Raw genomic sequence first — 11,436 nt, 5'->3', positions numbered from 1 at the left:
TTCCCGCAGGCCCCGGGCCGTCCCCGGCAATGACTGTTTGCCCCTCACCACCCGCCAACGGCGGGCTTACAAACATTTTCCAATCGAGTCCCGGGCTTTTTCTAAGAGGCCGATCAACTGCTTTTGTTCGGATTTGGTCAGGCCTTTTAGCAGTTGACGTTCCAGCTGCTGCAAAGCGGGCATCACCGATTCGACCAGCTCGCGGCCCGCGGCGGTGATCTCCACATGGACGACCCGGCGATCGCGCTGACAACGTTTTCGCTGGACCAAACCCTGGCTCTCGAGATGGTCGACCAGGGACGTGATCGCCGGAACGATCTGGATCATCCGCTCGCCGATCTCGCCGCAGGTCAACGGCTGGTCGGCCAAAATCAGGTTTCGCAGCACGTTGAAGCGGGAGACGGTCAAGCCGTGTTCGCGGAACAGACGCGACAGCCGATTCTCCAGCTGGTCGCCGGCCCGCAACAGATTCAGCAGCGTTTCCTGCTGGCTGGAGGCGAACGGTACCGGCCGCTTGAGTTCCTGTTGCAATTTCACGGGATCCGCTCCAGTTGCCGGCCGACGAAAACCCTCCGGACATCTGACCGGAAACCTTTTGATCAATAAGATATTTTGCAGTGAACGTTCGATCAAGCCGAAATCTAGAAACGGCGGCGGCGGCGGAGCGGGGCAGAGGCGTCCAGCCTGAGAATCAGAGACGCGTGGCCTACACTGTTTCCACCGGCAATCCGGCGGCTTTCCACTCGGGCACGCTGAACCGCAGCCGCTGCGACTTGTAGCGTTGCTCGCGGAGCCAGCGGTTGCCTTCGAAGGCCGCGGCGCAGAATGGGCCGCGGCAGTAGACCAACAGCGCGCGGCGGCGAGGCAGTTCCGCAGCCGCTTCGGAAAGCGTTGCAAAGGGAACGTTTTGGGCCCGCGGCAGGTGTCCCTGCTGGAATTCCGAGGGGGAACGCAGGTCGAGCAGGGAGACGCGTCCGTCCGCGAGCCGGTCTGCCAGATCCGTCGGGCCCAGCGGCGACAGGCCCTCGTCGTTATCGAACCGCGTCCGCATGATCTCGCGAATCTCCGGAACCACGGTTTCGCCCAAGTCCCGGAAACGCAGCCAGAGATCCGCCGCACGCTCGTCGGCCAACCGACAGTAGACGCTGCGGCCGCGTTTGTCGGTCTCGATCAGATGGCTGTTGCGCAGGACTTTAATGTGCGAACTGGTCAGCGCCAGGGACTGGCCGGTCAACCCCGCCAGCTCGTCGATCGTCTTTTCGCCTTGGGCCAGCAGGGAAATCATCTTCAGCCGATGCGGATTGGACATCGCGCCACCGAGCTGGGCGAGTCGCTCATAGATCTGTTGCTGCTGCTGCTTCTCGGCCATCGCTTTTTCCCGGCAAGATCTCTCAGAGCTGTTCCGCTGCGGCCCCCCCGCTCAATCGACGCCTGGATTGTACCCGCCCATCGATAAACGGTCAAAAAACCTTTTGACAAAAGCGGCGGACCCGGAGCGGACCCAGTCATTGTTCAAAAGGTTGTTTGACCTTTTGAACCACTGGCCGCCCTCCGCGGCGGCTGCGGAACCGCGTATTGGGAGAAACCGACATGACGCATGTGAATCGCCGCGAGATCCTTCAGCATTCCGCCGCCCTCGGGTTGGGCACGGTGTTACTGCCCGCCACCGGACGGCTCCACGCGGCCGAGAGCCAATCGACCCAGGTGCCCGCGGGGATCGTGCTGGAAACGGTTGTGTCCGGCGGACTGTCCCACTATTCCTACTTCCTCGCGGACCCAGAGCGCGGCCAGGCCGTGGTGATCGACCCGCGGCGCGACGTGCAGGTCTATCTGGATCTGGCCAGCCGGTACGGCGTGACGATCACCCACGCGATCGAAACGCACATCCACGCCGACTTTGTTTCCGGAGCTCGCGAATTGGCGGCGCAAAGCGGCACGGCCAAGGTCGCGGCCAGTGCCGAAGGCAACGCTTCCTACGGCTATCGCGTCGATCGATTGCTGAAAGATGGCGACCGAATCACAGCAGGCCGAATCGTCCTGCAGGCGATTCACACCCCCGGCCACACCCCCGAACACCTGTCGTTTGTTGCGGGCAGTCAGGGACGGGGCCGGCCCTGGGCGCTGTTCACCGGCGATTTTCTTTTCGTCGGCAGCGTTGGCCGCCCGGACTTAATGGGGGTCGAAAACACTGATCGACTGGCCAAGAAACTGCACGATTCGGTGCACAGCGCCTTCCGTGAACTGCCGGGCGAGCTGACGATCTACCCGGCTCATGGCCCCGGTTCGCCCTGCGGCGCAGGCATCCAGAAACCCGAGGGCGACCCGACACTGGCCCGCGAGCGAAAGGGGAATCCGTACTGGCGGATGAACGATCAACAGGTCTTCATCGAAGCGTTGCTTCGCGCCCAGCCGCCGATTCCTTACTACTGGCCGCGGATGAAGCAGATCAACACGGCCGGTCCCGAAGTGCTGAACGGATCGCTGCAGCCGCAGATGATGAAGCCCGCCCAATTCGACCAGTTTGTGGCGTCGGGCAACGTCCAGGTATTGGACACTCGATCCCAGTTCGCCTTTGCCGGCGGTCATATCCGAGGCAGCTGGAACATCGGCTACAACGAAGTGATGTCGATGTGGGGCGGCTGGATCCTGGCTCCGGAGACACCGATCGCGCTGATCAAGCCCGCGCAGGGTTCGGTCGACGATCCGGTGGCCTGGCTTTCCCGAGTCGGACTGACGAACGTCGCGGTCGCTTTGGATGGCGATCTGTCGCCATGGGTGAAATCCGGCCGACCGTTTGATTCCTACGAAACGATGTCTGTCCACGAGGTGCATCGGCGGCTGGGCGACGAATCGTACACCCTGCTGGACGTGCGCCAGCCATCGGAATGGGATCAGGGACACCTGCCCGGAGCGCGTTACCTGTTCCTGCCTGAAATCCTCCGGCGGCATCAGCAATTGGATAAGAGCAAGCCGGTCGTCGTGTACTGCGGCAACGGATACCGGGCCAGCATCGGCGCCAGTGTGCTGCGGAGTCTGGGCTACGACGCCCGCACGGTGCCCGGATCCTGGGACGCTTGGAAGGCTGCGGGTTACGACACGGTCCGGCCCGCCAAGCCTGGATTGGCAAGCGATACAACGCGGGTCGCCTAGTTCGCGCCGCGCCGAATCGCTGTTTTCTCGGTCGCGCCGGAGCGTGGCGAGAACGAATTCAATCGTTATCCAAAGGGTTATTCCATGTTCTTCACTCGTGGCTTTTCCGCAATAGTCGCCGCGCTGCTGATCGCCGGCGGCACGCTTTCGGCCGCCGATTCCGCACGGCCGGTTCAAGATCAAACGGCCCAGCGGCGGGCGTTCTCCATCGCTTACTTCAATGACATCCACGGCCAACTGGAGCCGCATCCGGAGCTGTTTTGGGACGGCAACCGCGACGCCCAGCGGGTGCATCGTGCCGGCGGACTCAGCCGCATGGCGACGGCGCTGAAGCAGCTGGAGGCGGAACGCCCGCACGGCATGTTGCGAATCGACGGCGGCGACACGTTTCAGGGCAGCGGCCCCGGCGCCTGGACCCAAGGCGAAGTTATGGTGCGTCCGCTGAACGCTTTGGACCTGGACGTCGCCGTGCCCGGCAACTGGTCGGTGGCCTACGGCGCCGACCAACTGCGTCATCTGGCCACTCAGCTGAACTATCCATTGATCGCAGCCAATATGTTTGATGCGGACACCGGCGCACGCACCTTCGCTCCCTACCTGGTCCGCGAAGTCAACGGCGTCCGGATCGGTCTGTTGGGCTTTACCGATCCGGATGTCCCCTCGCGACAACCGCCGCACATGAGCGCTGGGTTGACCTTTCAAGCGACCTCGGTACTGCAGCCCTTGGTGGACCGGTTGCGAAACCAAGAGCAGGTCGACGTGGTAATTCTGATCACGCACATCGGGTTGCACAAAGCGGTCCCGTTGGCGAAGCAGCTTCGCGGAGTCGACTTCTCGCTGTCCTCCGACACGCACGAACGGACCTACGAGCCGATCGAGGTGGAAGACACCTGGGTGGTCGAAGCGGGCGCCTTCGCATCGCTGCTGGGCGTTTTGGATGTGGTGGTCGAAGACGGCCAGATCGTCGAGCGGCAGTGGAAGCTGCACGAGTTGCGCGAGGAGCGGTTCGCCGAGGATCCGCAGGTGAAGCAGATCGTCGACGAGGTCTTGGCGCCGCACCGGGAACGCATGAACCACCAGATCGGGCACACCGACATTTGGCTGGAACGCTACAACGTGATGAGCACGTCGATGGATCGCTTGATCGCCGACGCCATCAAGGAATCGGCCGGCACCGACATCGGGCTTTCCAACGGATACCGATTCTCGCCACCGACCGCCCCCGGGCCCATCACCGAGCAGGACCTGTGGAACTGGTTGCCGACGGTGATGCCGTTGAAAGTCGGGCGAGCTCAGGGCCACCAGTTGGCCGAGTACTGGGAATCGGAGTTCGAGAACGTCTTCTCCGACGATCCCGAACGCCTCTATGGCGGCTGGTTGGCTCGCCCTTCGACAAACATGGCCGTCGAATTCGATTCAACGGCCGCTGCCGGCGAACGTCTTCGCAGCCTGAAGGTCGACGGCGTTCCGTTGGATCCGAGTCGATGGTACAGCGTCGCCGCCGGGGCTCGCAAAGGCCAACCGGAACACCAAATCCATCGGCTGAAGCAGTGCCGCGTCGACGGGATCCGGTCTTTGAGTACGCACGATGCCGTCCGTCGTTACCTGGCGTCCACCAAAACTATCGCGCAGGACAGCGAGCCGCCGCTGCGCTGTGTCGTGCGACCGGACATCCTGCGTTCGCAATTCTTGAATTGGCTGGAGCAGCAACGCGACGCAGCCAACGAACCACTGCGCCGGGCACAGCGTCCGACGCCGGTCAAGTAACTCGCCTGTTTTTCTACTACCAAGGAATTTTTATTATGCCCCGTTTCGCCTCCTACGTTATCTGTGCGGCTGCCGCCGCAATGATCTTTGTCTCGGCTTCCGCTGTGACTGCCAGGGCCGCTGAACCCGCTGGGACTGAGAACGTCGACCCCGCAAGTCGTCCCGTAATCCAGTTGCAATACGAAGGTCCCATCAAGGTCGTCTATCAGGTATCTCGGGACGAATACAAAGAGGGCGTCAGCAAGCCGCTGTTGTATCTGAAGAATCTGCGTGGCTACTACGCCCAGCAGGGATATGACGCCGAAGACCTGGAGATCCGAGCGGTCTTTCATGGCAGCGCGTCGACCCACGTATTGACCGACGAAGCCTACAACCGCGTCAAAGGCACCGACAACGGCAACCCCAGCACGCAACTGCTGAGCGAGTTGGCGGACCTGGGCGTCAAGGTCGAACTGTGCGACGTCCGCCGGCAACGCGAAGGATGGGCCAAAGCCGACATCCATCCCGACGTTTTGCTGGCCAGCGCGGCCTACGCTCGGATCATCGATCTGCAGCACCAGGGTTACGCCTACATCCGCTTCTGATCCAGCTTTCTCATAACCTGTCCGTCACGATTTATTTCTCTGGAGCCAACGATGGTCACCTATCCTCAACACGGAAGCAAACCCCACAACAACGCCCGCCCTGCCACCCCGGTGGGCTCGTGGACCCGGCCGTTTCTGTCGGCCGGAATAGCCGTCGGCGTTGTGTTCGCGTGGTTTGTCACCCAGCGACCGACATCCAATGCAGCCGAATTCGAAAGGGCGCCGATTCCTACCACCTCCCAACAGTCGGCCGGTCCGATCCGCTGGCTGAAGCACCCCGAGAGAGCTTTCGCCGAGGCGCGGCGAACCGGACGACCGGTGTTGATCGACTTTACCGCTTCATGGTGTGTTCCCTGCGGGATCATGGACGAACAAACCTGGTCCAACCGGCGGGTACGAGCGGCGATGAACAAGGTGATTCCGCTGAAGATCGACATGGACTCCGACATCGCCCCCGCCCAGGCGGCGAAGTACCGGGTCGAATTCATACCCACGATCCTATTGGTGCGTCCCGACGGGAGGCTGGTGTGGCGCTCCGGATTCGTCAACGCCGAGCAGCTGGTTGAGCTGCTCGAGCGAAAACGTTAACAGCCGAGCGCGTCGCTGTCGGGGCCTGCGGTGCCTATTCGGGCACGTAGGTCTGCGGAGCTCCGTGCGGCGGGTGATACCGAACGTTGATCAGGTTGTGAGGATTGCGAGCCCCGGCTTCGATCGCCAGGTCCATCGCGGCTTGCCATTGTCGCCAGGTATCCACTTCGCCACGGAGGATCACGACGCCGTCGTGGACTTCGAACGTGACGTCACTGCTGTCGTCGTAGAGGGTATAGCGAAGTTTGCGCTCGAGGTCTTCGCTGATCGCCTGATCCGATTTATCGCTCTCGGGGTCGGCAACGACCAAGCGGTTGTTCACATGAACGACACCGGGAACTCCACCGGCCAGGTACTCCGCCACGCGTTTCTGCGTCTCGCTGTCCACGACGCCGTAGAGACTGACGTGAGCGCGTTGGCAATGCACGCGAATCTCATTGCGATCCAAGTACGCGCTGCGGGCCAGCGCTTCCTGAGTCTGCTGGATCATCTGCATATCGCTGATGTCGCGGTCCGGGTACTCGACGCGCAGTCGATTATCCACCTGCTGAACGCCTACGACGTCCCCGGCGACCTGAGCGGCGCGGTGTTTAGCGCGTACGCGGTCGACGGTGCCGGCCAGCGTCACGACGCCTTTTTCGACCTCGGTCTCGATCGCATCTTGCTGGTGGAACAGGATCGGATCGACGTGAAAAGCGCGGTCCAATCGCTGGGCCAATTGTTGGTCGTCGATGTCGGCGTAGCGAGCTTTTCGTTTTTCACCGCTTCGCAGGTTCGGATCGACTTTCAGTCCGCTGGTATCGACGGCGGAGACGCCCCAGATTTCGGCCACCCGCTCGGCACGATCTTTGGCCGCTGCCGAGGGCACGCTGCCGGTCAGTTTGGCGATGTGCCCCTCGACGTTGACGCGCACGTCGGCGTCGTCCAGATAGACCGACTGGACCAGCAGGGCACTGATTTCTTCTCGCAGTTCTTCGTCGGTACGGTCGCTGGAACGTCGTACGACCAATTCGCTTTGGACCTCCGTGACGCCGCGGACACCACTGGCGGCAAACATCGCGATCCGCTTCTCCGCCAGCGATGCGAGTCGTCCCGAAAGGGTGACCACGCCGTTCTCAACGGCAACCTCGATCCGGGACTCGGGAACGCTCTGATTAATCCGCAGGACTTTTTCGACATCGCTGCGAACCTGTTGGTCGCTTCGATCCGAGGCGGTCACGATGATCTGGTTCAAAACGATCTCGACGCCGCGGGTCCGTTTGGCAATCCGGGAGGCCAAGCGTTTATCCAGCAGGCTGTTGACCGTTCCCGACAGCCGCACGGCTGGCCCGTCGACTTCGACGCTGATTTCGCCCGAGCCGACCCGTTCGGCGTCTTCCAAATCTTGCTCGATCGTGGCCCGGATCTGCGTGCCATCGCCGGCCGCAGCGTCCTCGTTCGGCTGGGCCCCGAGCGGGGTGAACGTCAGCACTGCCAATCCCAGCGCCGTCATCAATGTTTTTCGAATCATGGAAGCTCTCTCGCTTGTTTCAGGAAGGAAGTTGCGAGAGAACAGCCTTGCAAATCGCATTCCAGAGGCCGAAACCCATTCTGGCGTCGTGGGCATCGGTACACGCCGAGACCGGATCGATTCTAGAATACGCGGTGCAGGAAAATTAATTCTGCACGCCGAATTAATTCTGCACGCCGGGCGGAGCTTCTTCGTTGCGATTGCGGCGGTGCAGGTACAGCTTGATCGGGACCTCGCCAAAGGGCAGGTGGTCGCGCAGCACGCCCAGCAGGTATCGGCGGTAATCGTTGGCGAACGCTTTGGGTTCGTTGCACATCAAAACCACCGTCGGCGGTTCGGTGGAGACCTGCGTCGCGTAGTACACCTTGGGGCGGCGGTTTTGGTACATCGGTGGCGGGTGTTGATCGATGGCCGCGTGAACCAACCGATTCAGTTGCCCGGTGGATACTCGCGTGCGGGCCTGCTTGTACAGCATCTGCGAATGATTCAGCAACGCTTTGACGTTCTTGCCAGTCTGACCGGTGATGAAGGCGATCGGTGCGTAGGACAGCGTGGGAAACTGGTGACGCAGGTAGCGTACCCAGCGATCGGTCGTGACCTTGCCGGCCAACTGATCCCATTTGTTGACCACAAACACGCACGGCTTGTAATTCTCGATGATGTAACCGACCAACTGCTTGTCGACCTTGCTGACCGATTCATTGGCATCGAAGAACATCAGGACCACGTCGCCGCGGCGGACCGATCGTTGGGCTCGGTGCGTACTGTAGAATTCCAGGTCCGTGCGGACGCTTTTACGTTTTCGCAGCCCCGGCGTATCGATGGCCACAAAGCGTTGGCCGTCCAGTTCGAACTGCACGTCCACGCTGTCGCGGGTCGTGCCGGCCACTTCGCTGACGATGACCCGTTCGGCCTGAGCCAGGGTGTTGGTGAAGGTACTTTTGCCGACGTTGCGGCGGCCGACGATGGCGATCTTCATCTGCGGATCTTGATCGGGCCGCGTCTCGGCACCGGCGGGCAACCGATCGACGATCAACTCCAACAGCTCTTCGCGGTTGCGGTTCTGTTGGGTGCTGACACAGACCAACCGTCCCCGGCCCAGCCGATAGAAGTCATTGGCCTGCGGGTCCAGGGTGTCGCTGTCGGCCTTGTTGGCCACCAGGATGACCGGCACGTCCAGGCTCCGCAGTCGCTCGCCCACTTCTTCGTCCAGCGAAACGACACCGGCGCGGATATCCACCACAAACACGATCACGTCGGCCGATTCGATGGCCACATCGATCTGGTGCCGCACATCCGCCGTCAGGTCGTCTTCATCGACGACGCCCATGCCCCCGGTATCGACCAGTTCAAAGTAGCGGTCGTCGTGTTCGATCAGGGTCGCCAGGCGATCACGGGTCACGCCCGCGTGGTCGTCCACGATGGCCAAACGCCGGCGGGCCAACCAATTAAACAAACTGCTTTTGCCAACGTTGGGGCGTCCGACGATAACAACTTGGGGGACCGCCATGATGAGAAACCTGAGCCGATGCTGCGGAGAACGAAGGGGATGATCGCGATGGATCGGGAGCTGTGAGTACTAGGATTCTGTACTGAACCAGCCGTTTCTTCCAGCCGGCACCGATTGGAACGTCGCCGCGGCAAAGTTGATGGTTCCACCGAGCCGCTTTGTGGTTAGCGACTTGTTCCGCGGTGCGTTGCCCATCGGCGAGGCAGCCACCGCCGTAGTCTTGCTCGTAGGGAGGTCGCGGCGGAACGAGGCTCGGCGGTTAAACGCAAGGGACGCCCATCGGACAAGGCCAACAATTGATCGGCAATGTCTGCCGCCCCGATCGGGGGTTGCCGCGGCACGGGCTCGGCCGGCCAAGCCGTCCGGTTCGCGCTGCCTAGGACGCTCAAACACTGCTCGTGCTGGCGTTGACACCACCGGGAAAACACCGCGGCTGCCTCCGCACACGGCTGGTCACCCACCGCGGCTCCAGCCGCCAACCGGACGCGCAAAAGACACTGCGACGCGAGCCGCAGCAACGCGGCGACGTCTCGAGTCTGTTCTCGCAAGAGACGCCCGCGTTCCTGATCCGCGTCTGCTGGACGCCTCCCTTCGGCCTGGAGATTCGCCGGATCGACGGCCGGCGGGAAATGCCAATCCCACTGCGTTGCCGGATCGGGAAAACCGAATCCGGCGTCGACGATCCGCAGCCCGCCGTCGTGATCGCGCAGCAGGTTCCGGGGGTGCAGCGTTCCATGAGCTAATCCCTGTTGGTGCAGCGCGGCGACGGCAAACCCGACATCGGCCATCGACCGGAGCAGCGCCGCAGGTCGCCCCGACGCCGGAGGCCCGCCCTGCGAGCCCTGCAGGTCCGGACGGCCCTGACTATCCACAACCTGACTGTCCACAAAGCGATCGGTCCATAGCGTGCCGGCAATCCAGGGGCGGACCATGACGATCTGCGTGTCGCTCTCGACCAGTGCCAGCGGGCGAATCCAGGCTGGGTGCTGCCAGCGGCTGAGGGTTTCCAAACGGTCGCCAATCCGGCTGGCGTGATCGCTGCCGGGCGTATCCCCGTCGCCGACCAGCGAGCCGGCGGTATCACAAAGCCGACGTTTATTGACGACTTTGATCAGCACCGGCGTTTGGTCATCGGCGAGGCCGCGAAGACAGCTGACGTCCTGGCGGAGGCTGAGCAAGCCGCCGGGACGGATGTCCTCGGGCAGGTCCACGCTCAGGTACCGCGTCCAGTCGAGCGGTTCGGCGGGATCGCGGCCGGACTTGGGCGCCGAGGCTTCCGGCCGGGGCTCGTCCACCGAGAACGCCGCTGCCACCGAATCGTCTGCCGGTGAAAAATTCGACTCGATCGCGTCGATGTCCAGCAACCGTTGGATCTGCGACGCCAGCTCCGGAACGAGTGCGGTGTACTGCGACGCATCGACCGACTCGTTCCGCCCACGCACCACGCACACATGGGCGTCGATCACGTCCAACAGCGCTTCGGGATCCTGGCGCAGCACCGGGAAGGCGCGCAAGTAATGCGCAAACGGCGGCAGGGCCTGCGACGCAGGCAGGCGCAAGATGTCCGCGCACACCCGCTCCAAAATCTCGTCCGGTGTCTCCTGCAAGATTATCTGCCTCTTTGCTTAGGACGAAGATTCGGAGGGATCGTCCAGCCACATCGCTTTGACCTCACGCACCGCGCGGCGGTAACGCATCCGCGCGGTATCCGGCGCGATGCCCAGTCGCTGGCCGATCTCGGACCAAGTAAAGTTCTCGAGCACCATTTCCAGGATCGGCGCGTCGCGCTCGCCCAACTGGTCGCGGACGCGGGCGATCACCTCAGCCCGCACCATACGTTGACTGGGCGAGGTCTGCATGGCTCGCAGGGGGTGGTCGTCGACGGGGGTGGATTCGTTGCGGCGGAAATCGCGTCGCTGGCGGCTGAGCGTGCGAAAGGTATCTCGCACCTGATTGTCGATCGCGCGCAACAGATAATGAATCACCTCGGCGGGCTGGTCCAAATGGATCTGGCCCTGCTTGGCCAAGTCGGCCAGAACCGCGTTGCACACATCCATCGACTCGGCTTGTCCGGTCAGCCCCATTTGCCGCAGCCGCGAACGAGCACGACGCCGCAGTTCCGGACCGAACTGAGACCACAACTGGTCCAGTGCCTCGGGATCACCGCGGCGAAGTCGGTCGGTCAGTTCGGTTGGATCGGTCACGGTCTGGTTTTGCAAAAGGAAGCGGTTTCGTTTCAGCATAGCCCCCACCCTGGCGGCAAACAAAGGGCCGTAGCAGGGTGTTTCTGCTGGCAGAATAGGCAATCTGCAAAGCGGGTTCCGGTA

At 62.4% G+C, this 11,436-nt stretch carries 10 protein-coding genes; 4 read left to right on the top strand and 6 right to left on the bottom strand.

All coding sequences use genetic code 11. The features are described from left to right. Window positions 1-66 precede the first annotated feature (66 nt). Window positions 67-537: a MarR family winged helix-turn-helix transcriptional regulator gene (locus tag GE027_RS05890; RefSeq protein WP_153556261.1), complete on the bottom strand. Its 471-nt coding sequence runs from the start codon at window positions 535-537 to the stop codon at window positions 67-69. A 169-nt stretch (window positions 538-706) separates the two neighbouring features. Further along, window positions 707-1,369 carry an ArsR/SmtB family transcription factor gene (locus GE027_RS05885; protein WP_153556260.1) on the bottom strand — a complete coding sequence of 221 codons (663 nt, stop codon included), beginning with the start codon at window positions 1,367-1,369 and terminating at the stop codon, window positions 707-709. A 221-nt stretch (window positions 1,370-1,590) separates the two neighbouring features. Between GE027_RS05885 and GE027_RS05880 the strand changes: the two genes are divergently transcribed. The 4 genes from GE027_RS05880 to GE027_RS05865 all read left to right on the top strand — a co-directional run bounded on the left by GE027_RS05880 (window position 1,591) and on the right by GE027_RS05865 (window position 6,089). Continuing rightward, the gene (locus GE027_RS05880; RefSeq protein WP_153556259.1) at window positions 1,591-3,150 is read left to right on the top strand and encodes an MBL fold metallo-hydrolase; all 1,560 of its coding nucleotides are present in this window, start codon (window positions 1,591-1,593) and stop codon (window positions 3,148-3,150) included. 84 nt (window positions 3,151-3,234) lie between these two features. Next, window positions 3,235-4,917, top strand: a complete 1,683-nt coding sequence (locus GE027_RS05875; RefSeq protein ID WP_153556258.1) for a bifunctional metallophosphatase/5'-nucleotidase — start codon at window positions 3,235-3,237, stop codon at window positions 4,915-4,917. A 35-nt stretch (window positions 4,918-4,952) separates the two neighbouring features. After that, a complete protein-coding gene (locus tag GE027_RS05870; protein WP_153556257.1) occupies window positions 4,953-5,501 on the top strand; it encodes a DsrE family protein in 549 nt (182 codons plus the stop codon). A 51-nt stretch (window positions 5,502-5,552) separates the two neighbouring features. Further along, the gene (locus GE027_RS05865) at window positions 5,553-6,089 is read left to right on the top strand and encodes a thioredoxin family protein (RefSeq protein ID WP_153556256.1); all 537 of its coding nucleotides are present in this window, start codon (window positions 5,553-5,555) and stop codon (window positions 6,087-6,089) included. Window positions 6,090-6,123: 34 nt separating this feature from the next. Here the strand turns inward: GE027_RS05865 and GE027_RS05860 are convergent, their stop codons facing one another. From GE027_RS05860 to GE027_RS05845, 4 genes are all read right to left on the bottom strand, one after another. Continuing rightward, a complete protein-coding gene (locus GE027_RS05860; protein WP_153556255.1) occupies window positions 6,124-7,599 on the bottom strand; it encodes a BON domain-containing protein in 1,476 nt (491 codons plus the stop codon). 163 nt (window positions 7,600-7,762) lie between these two features. Beyond that, on the bottom strand, window positions 7,763-9,109 hold the full coding sequence (gene der, locus GE027_RS05855) for a ribosome biogenesis GTPase Der (RefSeq protein ID WP_153556254.1): 1,347 nt from the start codon (window positions 9,107-9,109) through the stop codon (window positions 7,763-7,765). A gap of 164 nt (window positions 9,110-9,273) precedes the next feature. Then, window positions 9,274-10,716 carry a protein kinase family protein gene (locus tag GE027_RS05850; RefSeq protein WP_153556253.1) on the bottom strand — a complete coding sequence of 481 codons (1,443 nt, stop codon included), beginning with the start codon at window positions 10,714-10,716 and terminating at the stop codon, window positions 9,274-9,276. An 18-nt stretch (window positions 10,717-10,734) separates the two neighbouring features. Next, a complete protein-coding gene (locus tag GE027_RS05845) occupies window positions 10,735-11,313 on the bottom strand; it encodes an RNA polymerase sigma factor (protein ID WP_162006593.1) in 579 nt (192 codons plus the stop codon). Between the last annotated feature and the right edge of the window lie 123 nt (window positions 11,314-11,436).

Origin of the sequence: Roseimaritima sediminicola (assembly GCF_009618275.1) — a bacterium.
Classification (GTDB): Bacteria; Planctomycetota; Planctomycetia; order Pirellulales; family Pirellulaceae; genus Roseimaritima; species Roseimaritima sediminicola.
This window is presented reverse-complemented; position numbering and strand designations above follow the sequence as displayed.